Here is a 24,478-nt window from a genome sequence, read left to right as displayed (position 1 = left end):
TTTTGGACAGCATGAAGAACGGACTCGTCGTTTCCTGCCAGGCTCACTTTGATCATCCGTTGAACGATCCTGCCGCCATCGCCGCTTTGGCCAGAAGCGCCGAGCTCGGCGGTGCCGTCGGGATTCGGGCCAACGGAGTCGAACATATCCGTGAAATCAAGAAAATCGTGGGCATTCCCGTCATCGGGATATTCAAGGTTCACCAGTATGACAAGCGTTTCTTCATTACTCCGACGTTCGATCACGCCAAGGCCATCATTGAAGCAGGCGCGGATATCGTCGCTTTGGAGGCCACCTTTCAAAATCATCCGGACACCGAGGTGCTCAAGAGACTGATTCAGGACATTCGGATGAACCTGAACACGCCGGTCATGGCTGACATTTCCACCTTCGAAGAAGGCGTCCGTGCTTGGGAATTAGGGGCAAATCTGGTCGGTACGACTTTGTCCGGATATACGGAGCAGAGCATGAACCGTCCCCTGCCGGACATCGACCTGGTCAGGAGATTGGCCCAGGCCGGGATCAAGACGGTATGCGAAGGCCATGTGGCATCGCCGGATCAGGCGCAAGAGGCCATCCGCGCCGGCGCTTATTTCGTGGTCGTCGGCACTGCCATCACGGATACCGTGTTTATTACAAAACGTTATGCGGAGCCGCTCTCTCGGCTGAATGAGGGAAGTGAGGACCATGTTAGCGGTCTGCGTTGACGGAGGCCAAACCAAGACGTCGGTCGTCATCTATGACAGCAACGGACAGATCGTGAACCGGTGGACGGATGAGCCGGTCATCCATTACGCCAAAACAGGCGGACTTGACAGTTACCGGTCCATGGCGGCGAATGTCCGCGATCGGCTGAATGCATTAAGCATGCGGGATGCCGTCACGATTTGCTTCAGCTTGACCGGTTATCACGATGATACCACGGCCATCCCTCAGGCGATCGAGGATGTGCTCTCCTGCCCGGGATTCGAATTGGCCGGTTTGCGAATCGTGCCGGATTACTGGGGCAACTGGTATTCCGTCACGAAAGGCGATCCGGGCATCGTGGTGATCAGCGGAGGCGGAACCGTCGCGTACGGAAGAAACCGGGAGGGACAATCGATCCGCCTCGGCGGCTGGGGCCACCTGCTGGGTGACGAAGGCAGCGGGTATTGGATCGGTCTCGAAGCCGTGAGGACCGTTCTAAAATCTCAAGCTGGCCTTACGGAAACGACGGGGATGGAACATCCGATTCTGGAAGCATTGCAGGTCAGGGGGGAAACTCGCCTGCTTGCCGCCATCCATTCCGGGCAGATCGCCGACAAGCATCTTGCCCTGCTGGTCCCGATCGTCGACGAGTGGGCGGTGAAGGGAGACGCTGCAGCCGTCCGGATCATGGAAGAAGGCGCCGGCCATCTGTTTGATTTAAGCAGCGCCATTAGCGCGCGGCTCGGGGGCGGCATTCCGATCTACCTGTCGGGAGGAGTCTTCAACGCCTCCCGGCTGACGGGCAGCCTCATCAAACGATTCGAAGCCGCGGGAATGGACCGGCTGGTGAGCAAAGCCGCCGCCGATCCGGCGGAAGGAATTTATCTTCTGGCCCTTGATATTCATAAGACGAGGGGATGACCATGACAATGTTGCATACCGTGAAACCGAAACACTTCTCCTCCAGTTGGTCTCAAGGGGCGGTTACCGGAGAAGCAAGCGGCAGCCGCAGGTAATAATCGGTTCCGCCGTCGGCTCGGAGAGCCGCCGACAGGTCGCCGCGGCAGCGTTTTGCCTGCTTTCTGACCATGTCGATATGGCGCTCGCCGACCTTGATGGGGACGACCGCTTTCGTGCTCGGCGGGCTGCCGACGCGGATGACCAAATGCGTTTCTTCACCGTAAATGTCCAGCGTCATTTTGCGGCTGTTGTAGGGAAGGAGGATCACCCTTTCATATGCATGCTCGAGCAGCTTGCGGGTCATGCCGACGAGCTCGATCGTCCGAACCGACAATTCCTGCGCGGGAAGGGCCGGAATCCGCACCTCGAATTCGATGAGATTATCCGCGGCCGCCGCTTGCTTGGCGTGGATAACGGCGGCCAGCTCGGGAATCGCTTTCGCGGCCGTCTGCTCGGACACGATACGGATGCCGTCGACGACTTCTTCCATGTAGGCAGCCAAATCTTTTGTTTTGCCCTGTTTCAGCATCGCTTGCATCGTCCGCACATAGGCGGTGAAGTCTTGTTTGTGGCTGCGCGACGAAGCGAACAGCCGCAGAAGCTCGTCCACATACACGGATTGCGCGAGACGGATCGCCCGGCGGCGGCTACAGACGATCAGACGGGCTGCCATGGCCGTGACCGTAAGCACGGAGACGATGCCGATCGCAAACAAGGCATCCGAATAAACGGGACGGTCCAGCAGGTTCGGAAGCACAAACGAAGTGGACAGCACGATCAGTTGAAATACGAGAAGCAGAAGAAAGGAGAGCGCGTGCGTATCTCCGACCTCCCCGATATAACCGGCAAGACGGGCCGCGGGATGGCAGCGCCGGCGCTCCATCACGGCCGCCCCCGCCGCAAACGCGCCGAAGAAAGGCCATAGCAGAAACTTGTAATAGAACGGTCCGGTCCTGAGGGTTTCATAAGGCACGAGATCGCTCAACAGCGCAAGCGCTACGATGTCGGAAATGAATGCGCAGACATAGAAGGTGGCCAAGAGCAGCAGCTTCGTTCGCCACCGAAGCTCCCGGTAGAATAGATGAAGCAGGACGAACATCAGCGCAATGGACACGATCAGGTGGATTTCCACCCGAAGCGTAAGAAACCCGATATTGAGCAGCACGGAGCCTGTCGCGGTAAACCACCATGTCCGCCGGAAAAATCGTTTAACCGTCACGCCGTACAAACGGAATACGAACCATGTGACCGCAAACGTCTGCGGAATAGAGAGCAGCAGCAGCACCTCGTAGGAAAACCTCATAAAGCACCTCCTTCCATTCGTCAGCCGATACCCGAGGCATCGACCGGAATACGAACGCAAAAGATGACGCCTTCCTTTTCGCTGTGACCGACCTCCACCTGGCCTCCGTAATGCCTTGTCCGCTCGATGACGATGGGCAGGCCGAGCCCGGAGTGGTCGCCTTTTTTCGTGCTGAAGCCCGGAGAGAAAATGTCCTTTTGATGCGATACCGACAACGGCTCCCCCGGATTGGACACGGTAATGACCACCGACTCGTCGTGATCGATGCGGATTCGGAGCGAGACGCGGCGCTCGACGGCGGGAAGCTTCATGACCTCGTCGAAGGCGTTGTCGACCAGATTGCCGACGATGCGGACGAGGTCGATGCTTTTGACGGCGGAGAAAGACTGCGGGAGCTCCGATACGTCGAAGTCGAACCGGATCTTTTTATCCATGGCGATTGCGGATTTCGCCTTCAGGAACACGCCGAACGCCGTGTCGGGGATGTCGTCGGCCAGCTTGTTGACCGATTGGATTTCCTCGACCACTTCCTCCATGTAATGACGAAGCTGCTCGTGCTTGTTCAGCTTCAGCATGGAGTACATGACCTGGACGTGGTTGATGAAGTCGTGCCGCTGTCCGCGGATCGTCGTGAACACCTGCATGAGGTCGCCGACAAATGCGGTTTGGGTGGTCTGAATCGCTTCGTCCCGCGTTTTCACGATCAATCTGAGCGTCAGGAACGAAACGACGAGAATGGTCACGGTCCCGAGGTAGAATAATGCCTGAGCCACTTCTTCGTAGCGGCTCCAGAATCTTGTCGTGAAAAATAACGCTAGCATCAGGGTCTGGATGAAAATCAGCAGCATGAAATAGAGGATCGGCGTATTTCTGGCTTCCTGCAGAAAGCGGGCGATTCGCCTGCCGGGATGAAAACGGCGCTTCTCCATCAGCCGCGCGGCAACGGCAAACAAGAAAACGATCGGCAGCAGAAAAATCGCCTTGTAATAAGCAGGACCTTCCCGCAGCGCGATCGGGTCGATGAAATACTGCGCGATGGTCACCCCGCCCAGCTCGCTGATCCACGACGCCGAGAAATTGAGAAAAACGACGAGCAGCAGCGACTTCCAATTATGCAATACCGGAAAGAAAAGCCGCGCGACGAAGGTGAAAATTACGATTGCGACAATCGGATGCACGTACATGGGCATGGTGAAAAAGCTGATATCGACCAATACCGATACGGTTAAGGCAAACAGCAGCATGCGGCGATCCAGCATCGTCCGGACCGGCAGGCCGAGGAAAACAAAGGCGAATCTTAATAAAACAATCGCTTGCGGTATCGAAAACAGGAGCAGAAGCTCCAGTGCTGCAATTATGGCTTTCATGAAAAACTCCTCAAGAGGGCGTTCGTTATCGTCGAAAAGTGTCGACGAACGATGTTTGCTATCTATTACTTTACTTTTTTTTTGGTAAAATGAAAATAATTTTTTGTACCGCCGCCGGACAGGAGACGCCCGGCGCAGGAAACGGAGGAACTCCCGATGACCCCGATCGACCCGCAGGGCGACGCATTGACCAAGCATGAGAAAATATTGAACTACATCAAGGGGCTGAAGATCGGAACGCGCCTCTCCGTCCGCGCGATCGCCAAAGAGCTCGGCGTCAGCGAAGGAACCGCTTATCGCGGACTGAAGGAAGCGGAGAATGCCGGGTATGTGAGCACCAAGGAACGGATCGGGACGGTTCGGATCGAGAAAAAGCAGCGCGGCCGCTTCGACCGGCTGACTTTCGGCGAAGTGGCGGATATCGTGGAGGGCCATGTGCTCGGCGGAGCGCACGGGCTGGGCAAGCCGCTTCACAAGTTTGTGATCGGGGCCATGGAGCTGGATGCGATGGTGTCCTATATCGACGCCGGCAGCCTGCTCATCGTCGGCAACCGCGACAGCGCCCACCGGCGCGCGCTCGAGCAGCAAGCGGGCGTGCTTATTACCGGCGGCTTCGACACGGCGGAGGATGTCAAGCGGCTTGCCGATGACTGCGGCCTTCCGATCATTTCATCGAAGCACGATACGTATACGGTGGCGTCGATGATCAATCGGGCGATGTACGACCGTCTGATCAAACGCAAAATTATGCTGATCGAGGATATCGTCGCCTTCGGCGGCACACCCGATGTGCTGCGCTTGGGACAGACGGTGGGAGATTTCTCGCGCCTGCTGCAGCAGACGGGCCAAACCCGCTTCCCCGTCGTCGACGAATGGAATCGGGTCGTCGGCATGATAACGGCGAAGGACGCGGCCGGCTCGCCGCCGGGGCTTCCGGTCGATAAACGGATGACGCGCAGCCCGATCACGGCCCCATCGAATTTGCCCGTCGTATCCGCCGCGCACCGCATGACGAGCGAAGGGATCGATCTGCTGCCGATTGTGGACAAGCAGCGCCGGCTGCTCGCGGTCGTCTCCAGGGCGGATATTACTCGGGCGATGCAGTTCGCGGGCAAGCAGACGCAATCGGGCGAGACGTTCGACGATCTGATGTGGAGCGGGTTCACCGAGGAGAAGGCGGGTGAAGATACGGTCGCGGTTTATAAAGGCAGAATTACGCCGCAGATGTCGGGTCCGCTCGGAACGGTTTCCGAGGGCGCGCTGGCGACGCTGCTGTCGCAAGCGTCGCGCCGGCTGATCACCGACTTGGGCAAAAGGGACCACGTGGTCGAGAGCATGACCGCCTATTTCGTCAGGCCGGTGCAGATCGATGCGGAAGTGACCATTCTCCCGCGCGTCATGGAGCTGAGCCGGAAGTCGGCCAAGGTGGAGATGGAGCTGCACGACGATCACGGCTTGGCCGCCAAAGCGTTGCTGGCGGCGCAGATGATCGATCCGCTGTGACGCCGTGCTTACCGCTTATTTCGGCGACCGGAACAAGCCGTGATTTTTCAAGCCGGCGAACAGATTGAACAGGCCGAGCAGCAGGAACACGGCGCCGACGATGACGCGCAGCGAAGAGCCCGGAAACAATATCATTTGAATTAGCGCCATGAAGACAAGCATGAAGCCCATGCAGATGTTCGTCCGCGCGGCATACAGGTCGCGCAGCCTGCCGTCGGCGTTGCGCCGGGATTTATAGCTGAAGAAAACCGTAAGCAGCAGGGTGACTATGATGCCCCCTGAGAGCAGCCATTGCAACATTGCCATGAATCGATCGTCTCTCCTTTGGACTTGAGGTCATGGCCCCATTGTAACAGAAAGCGCATGAGGGCTCTAGCCGTCCCGCCGGCCGGCGCTGAAGAAGGCGTTCAAGCCGGACTGCGCGGCCTGGCGGTCACCCAGACGCGCAGCGTGTTGTCCACGACGAGCACCGTCTTGATCTCGACAAGGTAATCGCGCCCCGTTACGCCCTTGTACACTTTACCGTCAAGCAGCAGCCGGGCGAAGCGGGCGTCGGCGTCGATGTCGTAGATGCTGCGTCCGACAAACACCTCCAGATCCTCTTTGATACTTTTCTTGAGCGCCGCCTCGGATACGGCGTCAAGCGACTGCCGTTTCGGCTCGCCCGGTGTCCGGCTTTCCTCCACATGCACGAGCACGGTCTTGATGACGCTGTGCTGATTTTTGTACAACGCCAGCTTTCTGATTTCCTGCTCGTATTGTCCGAGCTGATCCTCCAGCATCCCGATCTGGTTCACGAGCGCTTCGAATTTGGCGACGGAGAGGCCGTTGTAGGCGGCGGCTCCGATGACGGCGCCCAGCACGAAGACGCCGAGCGTCTGGCCGGTCCGGCGGAACCGGTCGAACGGCGGCACGCGCACCGGCTACACCGCCTCGCGGCAAATCCACCGCACGAGCTCCGTCCCCATGTGAGCGCCGAAAAACGCGAAGACGATAAACAGGATCTGCTGCACGGCCGGCGACAGGTGCCCTTCCAGCACATTGTATTCGATGACCCGGACCGGATCGATCGTGCCGCCGATCGCCGCGACGATCGCCCATATTTTCAGCCTCATCGCCGTGTCAAGCATGGTGGAGGCCGGCGGCCATGAGACGAGCACCGAGCCGACCGCCGCCAGCAAGGAGCCGCCGATGACGACGCCGAAGGCAATGAAAAAATCGAGCGCTGCCTTGGATAAAAACAGATTCAAATTTCGCACCCCGTTCCCCTTCCTTCCGAAATTCGGAATGAGCCGGCGCTTGTCCGGCGTTCCTCTATTATTCTATGGGCGAAGGGGGGCATATTATGATAAGATAAAGGGGAACAGAATGCGAACATGCAACGGAAGGAACGGATGACGATGATCCGCGAAGACGAATTCGTGCATCTGCACGTTCACAGCGAATACAGCTTGCTCGACGGCGCCGCCCGCATCCGCGATCTCACGGCCAAGGCGGCGGAGCTCGGGATGAAGGCGTTGGCGCTGACCGACCACGGGGTCATGTACGGCGCCGTTCCCTTCTATTCGGCCTGCATGGCCGCGGGCATCAAGCCGATTATCGGCTGCGAGATGTATTTGACGACCGGCTCGCGGTTCGATAAGGGCGCCCGCAAGGAAAGCCCGATCTACCATCTGATTTTGCTCGCCAAGAACACGGCCGGTTACCGCAATCTGATGCGCCTGTGCTCGATCGGTCATCTGGAAGGGTTCCACTATAAGCCGCGGATCGATCTCGAGACGCTTGCCGCCCATGCGGACGGCCTTGTTTGCTTGAGCTCGTGCCTGAAGGGGGAAGTGTCGCAGCATTTGCTGCACGACCGGTACGAGGAGGCGCGCGCGTCGGCGCTTAGATACAAGACGATGTTCGGCGGCGATTTCTACTTGGAGCTTCAGGACCACGGCATGCTGGATCAGAAAAAGGTGCTGGCCGGCATGCTCCGCCTCGCCGACGAGACGGGCATCCCGCTCGCCGCGACGAACGACGTCCATTACCTGCAGCCGGAGGACGCGGCCGTGCAGGATGTGCTGATTTGCATCGGCACCGGCAAGACGGTCGAGGACGAAGCGCGGATGCGGATTATGACCGACCAGCTTTATTTGAAGTCGGCGCAGGAGATGGCCGAGATGTTCCGTCATGTCCCGGAGGCGCTTGCCAATACGGTGCGGATCGCCGGGAAATGCGAGCTGAAGCTCGAATTCGGCCGTGCGCCGCTGCCGGTGTTCGGCCCGCTGCCGGAAGGAGCCGAGTCGGCTTCCTATTTGCGATCCTTGTGCCGTGAAGGTCTGGCCGCCCGGTACGGCGATACGCCGGAATGGGAGAGCGATGCGGCGTTCCGGTCGGAAGCGGAGCGCCGGCTGGACTATGAATTGTCGGTCATCGAGAGCATGGGCTTCAGCGATTATTTTCTGATCGTCTGGGACTTCATCCGCTTCGCCCACGAGCGGGGCATCCGGACCGGCCCGGGCCGCGGCTCTTCGGCGGGCAGCCTTGTCGCCTACACGCTGCGCATTACGGATGTCGATCCGCTGAAATACAAGCTGCTGTTCGAACGGTTTCTCAATCCGGAGCGCATTACGATGCCGGATATCGATATCGACTTCAACGACGAGCGCCGCGACGAGGTGATCGCCTACGTGTCGGCCAAATACGGCGAGGAGCATGTGGCGCAGATCATCACGTTCGGCACGATGGCCGCCCGCGCCGCCGTTCGCGACGTCGGCCGCGCGCTTGCCGTGCCCTACGCGGAGGTGGATCGGGCGGCGAAGCTGATTCCGAACCAGCTCGGCATGACGCTGGAAGCGGCCTTGAACGTCAGCCCGGAGCTTCGGGAAGCCTGCGAGCGCAGCCCGAAGACGGGAGAGCTGATCCGGACGGCGCTCAAGGTCGAAGGAATGCCGCGCCACGCCTCGACGCACGCCGCCGGCGTCGTCATCTCGAAGGAGCCGCTGACGCATCACGTCCCGCTGCAGAGCGGCGGCGATTCGGCGCCGCTGACCCAATATTCGATGGAATACCTTGAGGCGGTAGGCCTTCTCAAGATGGATTTTCTCGGGCTTCGCACCTTGTCTATTCTGGAGCGCACGCTCCGCTGGGTGAAGGAGCTGTACGGCCGCGACATCGATTTCCGCACCGTGCCCGACGACGATCCCGCAACTTACGCGATGCTCGGGCGCGGCGAGACGACGGGCATTTTCCAGCTGGAATCCGCGGGGATGCGGCGTGTGCTGCGCGATATGAAGCCTTCGTCGTTCGAGGATATCGTTTCGGTGCTGGCGCTGTACCGTCCGGGCCCGATGGAATTTATTCCGAAATATATCGCGGCGAAGCACGGCCTGGAGACGGTGAGCTACCCTCATCCGGCGCTGGAGCCGATTCTGACCGACACGTACGGCATCATCGTCTATCAGGAGCAGATCATGCAGATCGCCTCGGTGATGGCGGGCTTTTCGCTCGGCGAAGCGGATTTGCTGCGCAGGGCGGTTTCGAAGAAGAAACGCGAGGTGCTGGACGAGGAGCGGGCGCATTTTGTCGGCGGCAGCCTGAAGCAGGGCTATGCGGAGGAGGACGCGAACCGCGTGTACGACATGATCGTCCGGTTCGCCGACTACGGCTTTCCCCGGGCGCACGCGGCGGCCTATGGAGTATTGGCTTTTCAAACCGCATGGCTCAAAGCCCATTACCCGATCCCGTTCCTGGCGTCGATGCTGGCTTCGGTGACGGGCAACCAGCGCAAGACGGCGGAATACGTCGACGAGTGCCGCCGGATGGGGATCGCGGTGCTGCCGCCGGACGTCAATGAGAGCGGCGTGTCGTTCACGCCGGTCGAAGGCGCCGTCCGCTTCGGGCTTGCCGCGGTGAAGAACGTCGGCACGCAGGCGATCGAGGCGCTTAAGACGGCGCGCGCCGAGCGGAAGTTCGACAGCCTGCTCGACCTTTGCCGGCGCGTCGACCTGCGGGTGGCGAACAAGCGGGTGATCGAGTCGCTGATACAGGCGGGAGCCTGCGATTCGCTGGAGGGGCACCGCGCCCAGATTCTCGCGGTGCTTGATGAGACGATCGAGGCGGCGGCCAAGTGGCGCAAGGAGCGCGAGGAGCTGCAGATCGAGCTGTTCGGCTTCGATGAGGTGCGGAACTGGGACGTCGAGCTTCCGGATGTGCGGCCGTTCACGCAAGGCCAGAAGCTCGAATTCGAGCGGGAGCTGCTCGGCTTGTATTTGTCGGGGCACCCGCTCGATGAGCGGGAGGAAGAGCTGGGGGCGCTGGGGGTCGACAGGCTGTACGGCCTTGCCGAAGCGCCGGACGAATCGAACGCGGTGACGGCGGCGATGATCGTCTCGGTCAAGCCGTTTACGAACCGGAAAGGCCAGGCGATGGGCTTCCTCGAGCTGGAGGACCGCATCGTGCGGGTGGAGGCCGTTGTGTTCCAAAGCGTCTGGAAGCGGGCGCAGGAATTGCTGGCTAAAGGCAATCTGATTCTGGTCCAGGTCGTCGTGCAGCAGCAGGATGAGGATTTCAAGCTGATCGTGGAGGATGTCGTGCCGCTGGATCGGACCGATCTGGCCGGCCAGGTGCGAAGGCTGCAGCGGCAGGCCCGCGGTCGTTCGGCCCGCTCCCGGATGCAGGACGGCCCGGCGGTTTCGGCAGGCCGTGCGCCGGATCGGGAGCGGGTGGAGCCGCCGTCCGGTCAGGCCGCGGTTCGGCCCGATGCGGGACAGCCGGCACGCGCGGCCGGGAAGCTTGCCGAGAGGCCGTCAACCGAAGGCGGTCCAAGGAAGCAAGACGCCGGGAAGAGGGGAGCGTCCGCCGGCAGACCGGCAGCCGGAGGCACCGGCGGCGGTGCGTCGGGTCCGGCGGCGACTGCTGCGGGTGCTGGTGCCGATGCTGGCGCTGGTCCTGGCGCGACTACCGGTGCTGGCGCTGGTGCGCCAGCTGGTGCGCCTGCGGCTGCTGTTGCTGGTGGGGCTAAGCATAATGCGGGAGCTCCGCCGCAGCGAAATCCCTCCGGCCGGCCCCAGCGGCTGTTCATCAAAATCGCTGCCGACCGCGAGCAGCCCGCGCTGCTGGCCAAGCTGAAGCAGCTGCTTTCCGCGCACGCGGGTCCGCTGGACACGGTCCTTTTCTATGAACGGGAGCAGAAGACGATCGCGCTGTCCGACAAGGGGCGGGTCAAGCCGTCGCCGGCGTTGATCGGCGACATTGAGAAGCTGCTGGGCAAAGGCTCGGCGGTTGTGAAATAAAGCATAGCCCAGTTGGGCGCCGCTTCGGCGGAAAAAGTAACGTGAGAGCGGGCAAAGTCCGGTCTCAGCGGCAACAACCGCCAGTGGACGTTGCAGGGGCACAGCCGTGGAGACGGGATGCTCCGGCGGGCTTTTACCGCTTGAGAGCGCTTACTCCAATTTTCATGCACATCCGGCGGCGGTCGTGCATATAGCTAGGAAACACACAGCTATCCAAATGGCTGGGCGCGCCCGACCCGGGCGCGCGAACGGAGGGATGCGGTTGAGCGATGCAATGGAGAAATGGCTCGAACGGCGGGGCGTGACCGTTCAAGAGGTGGCGGATATCGTTCATGAGCTGCAGCGCCCCTATAACGACAAGCTGACGACGGCCGAATGCGCGGAGAGCGTCAGGGCCGTGCTGGGCAAAAGAGAGGTGCAGTATGTCCTGTACACGGGCATTGCGCTTGACGAGCTCGCGGAGCGCGGGCTGCTGCCCAAGCCTTTGCAGGAAATGATGGAGGCGGACGAATCGCTGTACGGCGTAGATGAAACGGTTGCGCTCGGCATCGTCCACGTATACGGAATGATCGGGCTGACAAGCTTCGGTTACCTGGACAAGGTGAAGCCCGGGGTTATCGGGAGACTTAACGGAAAAGGCGGAAAAATCCATGTGTTTCTGGACGATCTGGTCGCCGGATTGGCGGCTGCCGCTTCCGCGCGCATCGCTCACAAGGATCCCCGGGCACGGAATTATCAATTGCCCGAACAGCCCTGACCGCAAGCCCGGACCAGACGGCCGACGAACGGCTCGCCGAACGCCGGAAGGCTTGCCGTTCAAGGCTTCAGGTGGCTTTCCCGCCGCTTGCGCAAAGCCGCATACGTTGCGGTTTCAAGAAGACTTGTGCTATCATTATGACAATATAAAAGCCTCATTCCGACTGTTTTAGGGGGTACCATTCATGTGGACGGTCATCTATATCGCTCCTACGGCCAGAATTTCCGAGACGATCCGGAAACGTCTTACCGAGGAAGGTTTTCTCGTGCAGGTCCGTCCGATAAATCTATCCAAACAGCAGTACGAGATACTGGTACCTTCCGGAGAATTGGAAGAAGTGCAGGAAGTGCTGAATTCCATCCTTCATTCCTGACGGTCCGCCCCTGGTTGTGACGTTATCGGCCCTTGGAACGGAAGCAAGACGCGCCTTTCGGAAGGCGTGCGGCCGCGTAACGTCACAATACTTTTGCGTCCTGAGAGGTGTCCCGATGTTTAAGGATTTATTTCATAAAAAGAAATACGCCACGGTCCCTTCCGAGCGGCCGAAGCGCGATATTCCCGAAGGGCTCATGAATAAGTGCCCGAAATGCGGCAATATTCAATACAGTAAGGAACTGGAGAAAAACCTGAAGGTGTGCTCGTCCTGCGGGCATCATTTTCGGCTCGGCGCCTGGGAACGAATCGGCATAACGCTGGATGAAGGGCGAATCGACGAGTTTGACGCGGACATGCTGTCCGAAGATCCGCTCGGTTTTCCGGGCTATGCCGCGAAGCTTGAGCAGCAGAAGAAAAATTCGGGCTTGCCGGATGCCGTCGTTACCGGCGAGGGGACGATCGGCGGTTTTCCCGTTGTCGCGGCCGTGATGGATTTTGCGTTTTTCAGCGGCAGCATGGGTTCGGTCGTCGGCGAGAAAATTACGCGCGCGATCGAGCATGCGCATGAACGCAAAATGCCGGTCGTCATTTTCTCGACATCCGGCGGCGCGAGAATGCAGGAAAGCATTCTGAGCCTAATGCAAATGGCCAAAACAAGCGCGGCCCTGGCCAAGTTCCAGGGAGCCGGCGGCTTGTTCATCTCCGTGCTGACCGATCCGACGATGGGCGGCGTCACGGCAAGCTTCGCAAGTCTCGGCGACTACAATTTGGCCGAGCCCGGGGCGCTCGTCGGATTTGCCGGAAGGATCGTCATCGAGCAAACGATACGCCAGAAGCTGCCCGACAATTTCCAAACGGCCGAATTCAACCTCCAGCACGGACAGCTCGATAAGGTCGTCCACCGCAAGGACATGAAGGCGACATTGACCAAGCTGCTGGATATGCACGTTACAACGGGGGGGAAGGCCTGATGGCGGGCGGATTGGAATTCGAGAAGCCGCTTTCCGAGCTTCGCAAAAAAATAGACGAGCTCAAGCAGTTCGGCCAGGAGAAGGGCATCGATTTCTCCGACGAGATCACACGGCTGGAGCAGCGCTGCAAGCAGCTCGAGGAAGAGCTGTACAGCGAGCTGACGCCGGCTCAAAAAATGCACCTCGCCCGTCACCACCAGCGGCCCACGTCGCTTGATTTCATCGGTGAGGTGTTCACCGACTTCATCGAGCTTCACGGCGACCGGCTGTTTGCGGACGATCTGGCGATCGTCGGCGGCCTGGCGAAGCTGAACGGTATGCCGGTGACGGTCATCGGGCATCAGCGGGGCAAGGACACGAAGGATAATATCGCCCGTTTCTTCGGGAGCCCGCATCCGGAAGGGTTCCGGAAGGCGCTGCGGCTGATGCAGCAGGCGAACAAGTTCAAGCGGCCGATCATCACTTTCATCGACACGAAGGGCGCTTACCCCGGCAACACGGCCGAGGAGCGCGGGCAATCGGAGGCGATCGCGCGCAATCTGCGCGAGATGGCGACCTTTGGCGTGCCCGTCGTTTGCGTCGTGATCGGCGAGGGCGGAAGCGGCGGCGCCCTGGCTCTCGGCGTCGGCAACCGCGTGCTGATGCTTGAGAACGCGATATACTCGGTTATTTCGCCCAACGGAGCGGCGTCCATTCTATGGAAGGACGCCTCGAAGGCCGACCAGGCCGCGGAAGCGATGAAAATAACGGCCGAGGATTTGAAGGAATTCGGCATTGTGGAAGAGATCATCCCCGAGCCGCAAGGAGGCGCGCATCGCGATCTCGCGCGGCAGGCGGAAGCGGTCAAGGATGCGATATGGCGCCACGTTCGGGAATTGTCGGCGATGTCGCCCGAGCAGTTGATCGAGGACAGATACCGGAAGTTCCGCAAAATCGGCGTGTTCGCCACGCGGCACGCCGAGACCGAAGCGGCCGAGGAACCGATCGAGTCGGCTCCGCTTTAACCGTAACAGCAAGCTTGACTTCGCCGGAGGAATGAAGCGTCTCATGAAGCGGCGCCGCAAAAAACGATGAAATGCGACAAATCGCACTGTACAGGACACGGCGTTTCGTGTACTTTTATTTAAGGTGTTAATGTAGGTGCAATAGATAAACGGAGGAAACCAACCTATGCGTAAAACGAAGATCGTATGTACCATCGGCCCGTCCAGCGAATCGCTCGAAAACACGAAAAAGCTGATCATGGCCGGCATGAATGTCGCGCGCCTGAACTTTTCCCACGGCGATTTCGAGGAGCACGGCAACCGGATCAAAAATATCCGCCAGGCGAGCAAGGAGCTCGGCAAGACCGTTGCGATCCTGCTGGACACGAAAGGTCCGGAAATCCGACTCGGCAAGCTGGCCGAGGAGCCGATCGAGCTCGTCCAGGACGATTATATCGTGCTGACGACCGAAGAGATTTTAGGCAACCGCAACCGGATTCCCGTCACGTACGCCAACCTGCCGCAGGATGTGAAGGTCGGCTCGACGATTCTGATCGACGACGGCCTGATCGGTTTGACCGTCGTTGACGTGCAGGGCACGGAAATCAAGTGCCGGATCGTCAACAGCGGCCCGATCAAGAGCAAGAAAGGCGTCAATGTGCCGGGCGTACATATTTCGCTGCCGGGCATTACCGAGAAGGATGCGAACGACATCGTTTTCGGCATCGAGCAGGGCATTGACTTCATCGCCGCGTCGTTCGTCCGCAAAGCGAGCGACGTGCTGGAAATCCGCGAACTGCTGGAGCGTCACAACGCTTCCCACATCCAGATCATTTCCAAGATCGAGAACCAGCAAGGCGTAGACAACCTCGATGAAATTCTCGAGCTGTCCGACGGCTTGATGGTGGCGCGCGGCGACCTCGGCGTGGAAATTCCCGCCGAAGAGGTGCCGCTCGTTCAGAAGACGATGATCGAGAAATGCAACCGCGCAGGCAAGCCGGTCATTACCGCGACCCAGATGCTGGACTCGATGCAGCGCAACCCGCGTCCGACGCGCGCGGAAGCGAGCGACGTCGCGAATGCGATTTTCGACGGCACCGACGCGATCATGCTTTCCGGCGAGACGGCTGCCGGCAAATATCCGGTAGAGTCCGTGCTGACGATGTCCCGCATCGCCGAGCGTGCGGAATCCGCCTTGCATTATCGCGAGATTTTCACGAAGCAGGCCAATGCGCAGCAGACATCCGTTACGGAAGCGATCAGCCAGGCGGTGGCCAATTCCGCGCTGGACCTGAATGCGAGCGCGATCATTACATCCACCGAAAGCGGCTATACGGCCCGCATGATTTCCAAGTACCGTCCGAAGTCGCCGATCATCGCGGTTACGCCGGTCGAGCAGGTGATGCGCAAGCTGCAGCTTGTGTGGGGCGTTATCCCTGCGCACGGCACATCGGCTTCCACGACCGACGAGATGTTCGATATCGCCGTGAACGGCGCAATCGGCACCGGGCTTGTCCGTCTGGGCGACACGGTCGTCATTACGGCCGGCGTGCCGGTCGGACTTTCCGGAACGACGAACCTGATCAAAATTCACACGGTCGGCGATCTCGTGGCCAAAGGCCAGGGCATCGGCAGCCAGGCGGCAACCGGCAAAGTGGTTGTAGCGCGCACGCCGGAAGAAGCGATCGCCAAAACGACGAAAGGCGCGATTCTTGTCACGGTGTCGACCGATCGCGAATATATGCCGGCTATCGAGAAAGCGGCCGCGGTCATCACCGAGCAGGGCGGCATTACGAGCCATGCGGCCGTCGTCGGCCTGAATGTCGGAATCCCGGTCATTCTTGGCGTGGGCAACGCTACGAAGCTGTTGAAGGACGGCATGGAAGTGACGCTGTACGCGGAGCACGGGTTCATCTACACCGGACAAGCCAGCGTCCTGTAAACCGCTTTGCACACGAGACAACGAACGGAGCGATGGTGCTTTCACCGTCGCTCTTTTGCTTACTTTTTTGCTTACCGCCATGCACAGAGGGGGAGGATCATGGCTTCGCATTGGCACGTGCATCCGCTGCGCGTCCGCTATCAGGAAACCGACCGGATGGCGGTCGTCTATCATATCAATTACATGAACTGGTTCGAGATCGGGCGAAGCGAATTTATCCGTCATGCGGGAGTCGCATACAAGGACATCGAAGCGCGCGGCCTGCTGCTGCCGGTTACCGAGCTGCAAGCCTCGTTCGGCAAGCCGGCCCGCTACGACGATCTCGTGGTCGTGTGCACGCGCATCGGCGAACTGTCCGCCGTCCGCCTGTCGTTCGAGTCGCAAATCCGGCGGGTAACGGACGATGAACGATGGCCGGCAACCGCGGCCGACGAAAGCGGCCTGCCCGGTGAAGTGCTCGTCCGCGGCGGCACGAAGCACGTATGGCTAAACCGCGAGTGGAGACCGGTCAGGCTGAATAAAGCCGACCCGGAGCTTTTTGCCCTGCTGGAAAAGCTTCATCCGGATCACGCCTAAGGAGGGGTTAACGAGCATATGGCATCGTACAGAACCCGCAGAGGAAAAGGGAAATGGATGGCCGCCGCGTTTATCGTGGTGCCGGCCCTGGAAATCTGGAGCATCGTTGCGATGGGAGGCTGGATCGGAGGGGCCGCGACGTTCCTGCTGATGGTGCTGGGCGGCGTCGCCGGCGCTTATCTGATGCGGCGGGAAGGGCGCAAAGCCTGGACCGAAGCGCAGCGGCAGACGCAAGCGGGCCAAATACCCGGAAGAACGCTGCTCGACGGCTTGTGCATCTTGGCCGGCGGCATCCTGCTGATGTCGCCGGGCTTCCTTACCGATCTCGTCGGCATCACGCTTCTGCTGCCTCCGACCCGGCGTTTTTACCGCTCGCTCATGCTCGCATGGCTGGAGAAAAAAATGCGCGACGGATCTTTGCTCATCCGCCGCCGTTAATCCTGCAGGCCGGAGCCTTTTGCCGCTGCCGGCGAGCATCTTCAAACGGGCGGTTCACGCCAAGGACAGATTACCTTTTTTCGCCGATTTACAAAACGTTAACGGTGCGCGAACAATTGTGCCGCATAATGGGGACAGATGCAGAAGGAGGATCGTCGATGTCGAGAGAGTTGTCCCAATATGTCAATCGTGACTTGAGTTGGATCGAATTCAACCGGCGGGTGCTGGCGGAGGCGCAGGATCCGGACACTCCGCTTCTGGAACGGGCGAAATTTCTGGCGATCGTATCGTCGAATCTGGACGAGTTCATGAGCGTGCGAGTCGCGGGTATCCAGGATCAAATCAAAGCCGGCTTCAAGAAGGTCGATTTCACCGGCTACACGCCGGCCGGCCTCTGGAAACGGATTATGAAACGGACGTCGGAAATGGTGGCGGATCAGTATAAAACGTATCGGGACGTCATGCGGGGACTATCCAAGGAAGGCATCGTGCTTCGCCCCATTGAGGATTTGGGCGCTGCCCAGGAGAAAGCGATGGAGGAGTATTACACCGAGATCGTTTTCCCGGTGCTGACGCCGATGGCGTTCGACCAAAGCCGTCCGTTTCCGCTTGTACATACGAGGGAGCTCTACATGGCGGTGCTTCTGCGGCAGGAGGGAGATCCGGCCGAGGAGGAGCCTTACTTCGCGATCGTGCAGGTGCCTTCCATTCTGCCGCGCTTCGTGGAGGTGCCGGGCCGCAAGAACAGCAAGAAAATCGAATTCGTGCTGCTTGAGGAGCTGATCGAAAAGCATATCGACACGCTTTTCAACGGCTATGAAGCGATCTCCGTCAGCCCGTTCCGATTGACGCGCAACGCGGATTTGACGCTCAACGAGGAAGGCGCGGAGGATTTGATTGAGGAAATTGAGAAGGAGCTGCGCAAGCGGCGCCGGGGGCTTCCCGTCCGTCTGGAGATCGCCAAAGGGATGGACCCTTACGCGCTTTCGGTCCTGCAAGAGGAGCTCGAAATCGGGGAAAATGTGATCCAGATCGACGGCCCGCTCGATTTAAGCAGCCTGATGAAGTTCGCCGGCTCGCTGCCCGGCAAGGAAAGCCTCCGCTACCCGCCGATTACGCCGGTGTATCCGGTCGAGTTTGAGGAGACGGAGGACATGTTCGAGGTGCTGCGCGGGCGGGATGTGCTTGTCCATCATCCGTACGAATCGTTCGACGCGGTCAATGATTTTCTGCTGCAGGCGGCCGACGATCCGGATGTGCTGGCGATCAAGATGACCTTATACCGGGTGAGCGGCCAATCGACGCTGGTGCAGGCGCTCGCGAAGGCTGCCGAGGCCGGCAAGCAGGTAACCGTCGTCGTCGAGCTGAAGGCGCGGTTCGACGAGGAGCGGAACATCGCGTGGGCCAGACAGCTGGAGAAAGCCGGCTGCCATGTCGTGTACGGCCTGGTCGGCCTCAAGACGCACGCCAAGATCCTGCTGGTCGTCCGGCGCGAGACGAACCGGCTGCGCCGGTACGTTCATGTCGGGACGGGCAATTACAACGGCAATACGGCCAAGCTGTACACGGACGTCGGCCTGTTTACGTCCCATCCGGTTATCGGAGCCGACGCGTCCGCTTTATTCAACGAGATTACGGGTTATTCCGCGCCCTATGAATGGAAAGCCGTCGCCGTTGCGCCGAGCGGCCTGCGCGACCGGCTGTTCGAGCTCATCAACCGGGAAAAAGAGCACGCGCTCGCCGGCAGGCCCGCGCATATCATCGCGAAAATGAACTCGCTTTCCCATCAGGACATGATCGACAAGCTCTATGAAGCATCGCAAGCGGGCGTGGAGATCGAGCTGATCGTGCGCGGCGTGTGCAGCCTGCGTCCCGGAGTTCCCGGCCGCAGCGACAATATTCGCGTCATCAGCATCGTCGACCGCTTCCTGGAGCACTCCCGTCTGCTGTATGTACGGAACGGCGGGCAGGAAGAGGTGTTTCTCTCCAGCGCGGACTGGATGACGCGCAACCTCACCCGCCGCATCGAGCTGATGTGCCCGGTGTTCGATCCGAATTTGAAGCGCAGCGTGATCAATATTCTGCGTTCCAATTTGCGCGATAACGTGAAAGCCCGCGAGCTGCAGCCGAACGGTTCGTACGCCCGGGTCGACAACGTGCTGCCTCCGTTCCGCAGCCAGTTCGCGCTGCAGGACATCACCACCTGGAAGGAGCCCGTCTAGCGCCCGTTCTCGAGCACCGGCGTCAAGCCCCACACCTTCCTGAAATCGTCCGCCAAAGCGTCCACTTCGGAGCGCTCCATCGTCATCGGACCGTTCTGCCCGATCGGCCGCAGCAGCAGCTTATTCGACCGGATGTCGGCCTCGAGCCCTTCGAACGGCTGCGATTCGCTGCGGTCGAGCGCGACGGCAAGCTGCAGCAGCGTGCCGAGCCGATAGACGGCTTCCAAATCGTCATCGTCCATAATCGGTTTGTAAGCATGATGAAGCTGGCGCGCCCCGCTCCTGTTCTTATAGGAGGCGACCGCCGCGGAAATGAGAATGCCGCGGTGGGAGAGGCCGTTCAGGTGCGAGTTGACCATTAAATAAAAGGTGTGCTTCGCATATTGGTAATAATCGATGCCGGCGCCGATCCGGAACAGCCTGGAGGCGACGTTCAGCCAGCAGGCCGCTTCGCCGCCGAGCGGATAGCGCGGGGCGAGCTCGTCGTACAAGGCGGCTGCCAGGCGGTTGACCTGGTCGACGTGCGGCTGCGGCGCATCGGGATACAGAGCGCCGATGTTCGCGATGCTGTAGTCGAGCGGATCGTCCAGGCGGCCTCCCGAGGGCAGCGCCAGGTCGAAGAACAAGCCGTCCCGCAGGCCGGCGCCGCATATCAAATAGCGATCGGCCCGGCACGTCCGGAAGAACGTCCGGAGAATGGCGATGCCCGGCACGATCAAATCCGCCCGGTCCTTGGAGAGGCCGGGTGTTTTTTTGCGCTTTTCAAGCGGCAGCCCGCGCAGCGAAGCGAACAAGGCCTCGGTATCCTCCGGCCGCATGACATAGTTATGGGTTTGGGGCAGCGGGTATTTGATCTGCGCCTGATGCATCCTGGCGAGCGTCCGCACCGTTCCGCCGATCCCGACGAGCGGCAGGCCGGCCGCTTCGCGGATCCAGGGCTCGGCTTCGATCGCGTTGCGCAGCACCGACTCGAGCTCGGACAAAGACTTGTCGTCCAGATTGCCCTTCTCCGCATAACGCCGGCTCGAGTTCACGGCCCCGAACGGGAAGGATACGCTGCGAATCAGCTCGCGGCCGCGAAAAAGGGACAGCTCGGTGCTGCCGCCGCCGATGTCGATCAGGAAGCCGTCCCGCACCTCCATCGTATTGATCATGCCGAGAAAGCCGTACGCGGCTTCTTCCTTGCCGGACAGCGGTTCCACCATCAAGCCGGTTTCCTTGGCCAGGCGTTGCAGTACATGCTCGCGGTTGGCCGCATTGCGGATGGCGGCGGTCGCCACAGCGCGGATGCGGTCCGTCTTGTGGAGGAAGCATAGCAGCCGGAAGCGGTGAAGCGTGCCGACGAGCCTGTCCACGGCCGCTTCGTTCAGTTTGCCATCGCCGTCGATTTGCTCGCTGAGGCGGCCCGCTTGCTTGCTGCCGTCGATGACGCGGTAAGCGCCTTGCGGCGTCCGCTCGTAAATGACGAGACGGATCGAGTTCGAGCCGATGTCGATAATGCCCATGCGCTGCTGTTCCATAGTGCTGTATGCCTCCGTTCCCGGCTGTCGTTCGCTCCGATGATTATTGCCATTTTACCACTTCGGCGGGCGGGATTGTAGTTTGACAAGGAACGGTAAAATATATGAGGCATATGTGAAATTGTCAGCTGCGGCCGGCACCAATAAAATATACAATTTCTAAGAACGCCGTTTTTGCATATTTTATTTTTAGCACGCTCTGTGTTATATTAAAGGCAGGAAATGCGTACAATGCAAAGGGAGCCGTGCGCGAACACGACCCCCGGCGCAATAGCCGCTTTTAAGGGCGGTGGCTATCGGATAAAGCAGTCAGAAATAGACCGAACCTTACCAGGGGGGCGGTCTATTTCCGTTTATTGAGCAGTAATACGAGTGTCGCAAATGCAATCATTAGCGATAAAGCCTCGAATACTGTCATAGGCATCATCCTCCATTCTTGGAGGATTATCCGACCGCCCTCAAGCCATTCTATTGCCTGGTTGTTACAGCATAATTTGGCTGATGGACAGAATTTATATTTTAGATTGGCCATGTCGACAAGACACTCTTCTTGAAGAGAATCGCATGACGAACATGTGAGGCCTATCGATCGCGCCACGGTTCTGTCGATTGGAAGCTGTAGAATATTCAATCATATTAGGCAAATTTCTATACATAATGACGGCGCGAGTAAAAATAATTATGTGGGCGATAAAGCATTTTTATGCCCGATTTTGTTCACAACATGGTCAAAATCCTTTATGATTATGAGGAATGTTATCCGATCAAGCCGCACCGAAACGGATTATCGACGAATGCGATGGGAACCTTGACGTTAAAAGTATGCGTTTTCGCATTACGCTGAACTGAAGGCCGACCGCGGGAACGTCCAAAAGGAGAGAGTGAAATGACAGCAACCAAAGGTCTTGAAGGCATCGTCGCCACGACTTCATCGATCAGCTCCATCATCGACGGCGTGCTGACTTACCGCGGCATCAACATCGACGAGCTCGCGGAGCATGCAACCTTCGAAGAGACGGCCTACCTGCTCTGGTACGGCAAGCTGCCGACCTCGTCCGAATTAAAGGGCCTGATCGACCGATTGAGCGCAAACGCCGCCATCCCGGCGGAAGTGATTCAGCAGATGAAGCTGTATCCTTCGGATACGAATTCGATGGCCGCGCTCCGCACCGCCGTTTCCAGCCTTGCTCTGTACGACAAGGACGCGAACGACATGACGCCTGAAGCGAACGTGCTGAAAGCGATCAAGCTGCAAGCGCAAATTCCGACGATCGTCGCCGCTTTCGCCCGCATTCGCGACGGCAAGGAACCGCTCGCTCCGCAGGCCGGCGCCACGATCGCCTATAATTTCCTGTACATGCTTACCGGACAGGAGCCCGACGAAGTTGCGGTGAAAGCGCTGGACCAGGCGCTCGTTCTGCACGCGGATCACGAGCTGAACGCTTCGACCTTCGCCGCGCGCGTCACCGTCGCTACGCTCTCCGACATTTATTCCGGCGTTACGTCCGCGATCGGCGCGCTCAAAGGGCCGCTGCACGGCGGAGCGAACGAAGCCGTCATGGTCATGCTCGACGAGATCGGGTCGTTCGACAAGGTCGAGCCGTACATCAACGAGAAGCTGGCCAACAAGGAAAAGATTATGGGCTTCGGCCACCGGGTATATAAGAACGGCGACCCGCGCGCCAAGCATCTTCAGCACATGTCCCGCGAGCTGGGCAAGCTGACGGGCAATATGGAGCTGTACGAAATGTCCGTGAAAATCGAACAGCTCGTAACCGGCCAAAAAGGCCTGAAGCCGAACGTCGATTTCTACTCCGCTTCGGTGTATACTACGCTTGGTATCGCGCGCGACCTGTTTACGCCGATTTTTGCGATCAGCCGCACTTCGGGATGGACGGCCCATATTCTCGAGCAGTTCGAGAACAACCGTCTCATTCGCCCGCGCGCCGAGTATACCGGTCCGACGAACAACCGGTTCGTACCGATCGAACAACGCTAATCCGCCGATCCGCCAACCGAAACCGCAATCTGACGGGTTGCCGCATGCACGCGCCGCTTCAGCCGGCGCTGTGCCATCCGGCCCCGTCGCGCTATGTTTACCCAAATCAAAGGAGGAATACTTACTATGCAACTCGAGAAATTCGCCCTGCCGACCGAAGGCGACAAAATTACGATTGACAACGGTGTGCTGCAAGTGCCCAACAACCCGATCGTGCCTTTCATCGAAGGCGACGGAACGGGCCGCGACATTTGGCGCGCATCGAAGCGCGTGCTGGACGCGGCTGTGGAGAAAGCCTACAGCGGGCAGAAGAAAATCGCCTGGTACGAAGTGTTCGCCGGTGAGAAAGCGTTCAATACATACGGCGAATGGCTGCCGAACGACACGCTGACCGCGATCCGCGAATATATCGTGGCCATTAAAGGCCCGCTCACGACGCCGATCGGCGGCGGCATCCGCTCGCTGAACGTGGCGCTGCGCCAGGAGCTTGACCTGTACACCTGCTTGCGTCCGGTTCGTTATTTCGACGGCGTGCCTTCGCCGGTGAAGCGTCCGGAGCTGGTCAACATGGTCATTTTCCGCGAGAACACGGAAGACATCTACGCAGGCATCGAGTACGCGGAAGGCTCTGCGGAAGTGAAAAAGATGATTCAGTTCCTGCAGCAGGAAATGGGCGTCAAAAAGATCCGTTTCCCGGAAACGTCGGGCATCGGCATCAAGCCGGTATCGTCCGAGGGCTCCAAGCGTCTCGTCCGCGCCGCGATCGAATATGCGATCAAGCACGGCCGCAAATCGGTCACCCTCGTTCACAAGGGCAACATCATGAAATTCACGGAAGGCGCGTTCAAGAACTGGGGCTACGAAGTGGCTGAAACCGAGTTCGCGGACAAGACCTTCACATGGGGACAATACGACCGCATCAAGGAAGAAAAAGGCACGGACGCTGCGAACCAGGCGCAGAAGGATGCCGAAGCGGCAGGCAAAATCATCGTGAAGGACGCGATCGCCGACATCGCCCTGCAGCAGGTGTTGACCCGTCCGACGGACTTCGACGTCATCGCGACGCTGAACTTGAACGGCGACTACCTCTCCGACGCGCTTGCTGCGCAGGTCGGCGGCATCGGCATCGCGCCGGGCGCCAACATCAACTACCTGACCGGCCACGCGATCTTCGAGGCTACGCACGGCACGGCTCCGAAGTATGCGGACAAGGACGTCGTGAATCCAGGCTCCGTCATTTTGTCCGGCGTCATGATGCTCGAGCATCTGGGCTGGCAGGAAGCGGCCGACCTGATCTACAAGGGCATGGAAACGTCGATCAACAACAAGACGGTTACTTATGATTTTGCCCGTCTGATGGAAGGCGCGACGGAAGTGAAATGCTCCGAGTTCGCCGATCAAGTTATCAAAAACATGTAGTTTAAAGGGAATTGTCCGAACAAAGCGGCCCGAAAAGCCCTCGATCCGGCAGTCGTATCCCCCTCCACCCGCTGTTGCCCCCGTGTCACTTTGGTTAGATTTTATGGTTATGACACGAGTTCAAGAGGCAGGACGTAAACTTTCCGGGGGACACGCTGCCTCCTCGATGGCCGGGCC

21 protein-coding genes are annotated in these 24,478 nt (G+C 59.4%); 14 read left to right on the top strand and 7 right to left on the bottom strand.

The genetic code is table 11. From position 1 onward, the window contains the following. Window positions 1-2: 2 nt before the first annotated feature. Both RWM61_RS00730 and RWM61_RS00725 read left to right on the top strand, forming a co-directional pair. Entirely contained in the window at window positions 3-707 is a 705-nt protein-coding gene (locus RWM61_RS00730) for an N-acetylmannosamine-6-phosphate 2-epimerase (RefSeq protein WP_313996261.1), read from the top strand. Further along, window positions 688-1,608 (top strand): BadF/BadG/BcrA/BcrD ATPase family protein, encoded by a 921-nt coding sequence (locus RWM61_RS00725; RefSeq protein ID WP_313996256.1) that lies wholly within the window; start codon window positions 688-690, stop codon window positions 1,606-1,608. Before RWM61_RS00730 ends, RWM61_RS00725 begins: the two co-directional genes overlap by 20 nt. A 52-nt stretch (window positions 1,609-1,660) precedes the next feature. On the opposite strand, the gene RWM61_RS00720 is transcribed toward RWM61_RS00725, so the two are convergent. Both RWM61_RS00720 and RWM61_RS00715 read right to left on the bottom strand, forming a co-directional pair. Further along, on the bottom strand, window positions 1,661-2,950 hold the full coding sequence (locus tag RWM61_RS00720; RefSeq protein ID WP_313996253.1) for a hypothetical protein: 1,290 nt from the start codon (window positions 2,948-2,950) through the stop codon (window positions 1,661-1,663). Between the two features lie 20 nt (window positions 2,951-2,970). Further along, complete coding sequence (locus tag RWM61_RS00715) at window positions 2,971-4,317, bottom strand: ATP-binding protein (protein WP_313996250.1); 1,347 nt, start codon at window positions 4,315-4,317, stop codon at window positions 2,971-2,973. Between the two features lie 156 nt (window positions 4,318-4,473). Here RWM61_RS00715 and RWM61_RS00710 point away from each other — a divergent pair, with 156 nt between their 5' ends. Beyond that, complete coding sequence (locus RWM61_RS00710; protein ID WP_313996248.1) at window positions 4,474-5,820, top strand: DRTGG domain-containing protein; 1,347 nt, start codon at window positions 4,474-4,476, stop codon at window positions 5,818-5,820. A gap of 15 nt (window positions 5,821-5,835) precedes the next feature. On the opposite strand, the gene RWM61_RS00705 is transcribed toward RWM61_RS00710, so the two are convergent. From RWM61_RS00705 to RWM61_RS00695, 3 genes are all read right to left on the bottom strand, one after another. Continuing rightward, window positions 5,836-6,126, bottom strand: a complete 291-nt coding sequence (locus tag RWM61_RS00705) for a YtpI family protein (protein WP_313996246.1) — start codon at window positions 6,124-6,126, stop codon at window positions 5,836-5,838. A 101-nt stretch (window positions 6,127-6,227) separates the two neighbouring features. Then, on the bottom strand, window positions 6,228-6,740 hold the full coding sequence (locus RWM61_RS00700) for a hypothetical protein (protein WP_313996243.1): 513 nt from the start codon (window positions 6,738-6,740) through the stop codon (window positions 6,228-6,230). A 3-nt stretch (window positions 6,741-6,743) separates the two neighbouring features. Continuing rightward, entirely contained in the window at window positions 6,744-7,070 is a 327-nt protein-coding gene (locus RWM61_RS00695; RefSeq protein WP_313996378.1) for a YtrH family sporulation protein, read from the bottom strand. 126 nt (window positions 7,071-7,196) lie between these two features. Here RWM61_RS00695 and RWM61_RS00690 point away from each other — a divergent pair, with 126 nt between their 5' ends. From RWM61_RS00690 to ppk1, 9 genes are all read left to right on the top strand, one after another. Beyond that, complete coding sequence (locus tag RWM61_RS00690; protein WP_313996241.1) at window positions 7,197-11,099, top strand: DNA polymerase III subunit alpha; 3,903 nt, start codon at window positions 7,197-7,199, stop codon at window positions 11,097-11,099. A 256-nt stretch (window positions 11,100-11,355) separates the two neighbouring features. After that, window positions 11,356-11,856 (top strand): phosphatidylglycerophosphatase A, encoded by a 501-nt coding sequence (locus tag RWM61_RS00685; protein ID WP_313996238.1) that lies wholly within the window; start codon window positions 11,356-11,358, stop codon window positions 11,854-11,856. Between the two features lie 184 nt (window positions 11,857-12,040). Beyond that, a complete protein-coding gene (locus tag RWM61_RS00680; protein ID WP_313996235.1) occupies window positions 12,041-12,229 on the top strand; it encodes a glutamate decarboxylase in 189 nt (62 codons plus the stop codon). A gap of 115 nt (window positions 12,230-12,344) precedes the next feature. Then, window positions 12,345-13,202, top strand: coding sequence for an acetyl-CoA carboxylase, carboxyltransferase subunit beta (accD, locus tag RWM61_RS00675; RefSeq protein WP_313996232.1), 858 nt, complete (start codon window positions 12,345-12,347; stop codon window positions 13,200-13,202). Continuing rightward, complete coding sequence (locus RWM61_RS00670; protein ID WP_313996229.1) at window positions 13,202-14,206, top strand: acetyl-CoA carboxylase carboxyltransferase subunit alpha; 1,005 nt, start codon at window positions 13,202-13,204, stop codon at window positions 14,204-14,206. The genes accD and RWM61_RS00670 overlap by 1 nt, the downstream gene beginning before the upstream one ends. A gap of 166 nt (window positions 14,207-14,372) precedes the next feature. After that, entirely contained in the window at window positions 14,373-16,127 is a 1,755-nt protein-coding gene (gene pyk / locus RWM61_RS00665) for a pyruvate kinase (RefSeq protein ID WP_313996226.1), read from the top strand. Between the two features lie 99 nt (window positions 16,128-16,226). Then, a complete protein-coding gene (locus RWM61_RS00660) occupies window positions 16,227-16,703 on the top strand; it encodes a thioesterase family protein (RefSeq protein ID WP_313996223.1) in 477 nt (158 codons plus the stop codon). 18 nt (window positions 16,704-16,721) lie between these two features. Further along, entirely contained in the window at window positions 16,722-17,141 is a 420-nt protein-coding gene (locus RWM61_RS00655; protein ID WP_313996220.1) for an FxsA family protein, read from the top strand. 158 nt (window positions 17,142-17,299) lie between these two features. Next, window positions 17,300-19,363, top strand: coding sequence for a polyphosphate kinase 1 (ppk1, locus tag RWM61_RS00650; RefSeq protein ID WP_313996217.1), 2,064 nt, complete (start codon window positions 17,300-17,302; stop codon window positions 19,361-19,363). On the opposite strand, the gene RWM61_RS00645 is transcribed toward ppk1, so the two are convergent. Together RWM61_RS00645 and RWM61_RS20155 are read right to left on the bottom strand one after the other, a co-directional pair. Next, window positions 19,360-20,883 (bottom strand): Ppx/GppA phosphatase family protein, encoded by a 1,524-nt coding sequence (locus RWM61_RS00645; RefSeq protein WP_313996214.1) that lies wholly within the window; start codon window positions 20,881-20,883, stop codon window positions 19,360-19,362. The two genes, ppk1 and RWM61_RS00645, sit on opposite strands and share 4 nt — an antisense overlap. Window positions 20,884-21,226: 343 nt before the next feature. Beyond that, window positions 21,227-21,301, bottom strand: coding sequence for a putative holin-like toxin (locus tag RWM61_RS20155; protein WP_399537602.1), 75 nt, complete (start codon window positions 21,299-21,301; stop codon window positions 21,227-21,229). Window positions 21,302-21,769: 468 nt separating this feature from the next. Between RWM61_RS20155 and citZ the strand changes: the two genes are divergently transcribed. After that, a complete protein-coding gene (citZ, locus tag RWM61_RS00640; protein WP_313996211.1) occupies window positions 21,770-22,882 on the top strand; it encodes a citrate synthase in 1,113 nt (370 codons plus the stop codon). Between the two features lie 126 nt (window positions 22,883-23,008). Next, a complete protein-coding gene (gene icd, locus RWM61_RS00635; RefSeq protein ID WP_313996209.1) occupies window positions 23,009-24,301 on the top strand; it encodes an NADP-dependent isocitrate dehydrogenase in 1,293 nt (430 codons plus the stop codon). Window positions 24,302-24,478: the final 177 nt, after the last annotated feature.

This window comes from uncultured Paenibacillus sp. (assembly GCF_963515335.1).
Taxonomy (GTDB): domain Bacteria; phylum Bacillota; class Bacilli; order Paenibacillales; family Paenibacillaceae; genus Paenibacillus_I.
This window is presented reverse-complemented; position numbering and strand designations above follow the sequence as displayed.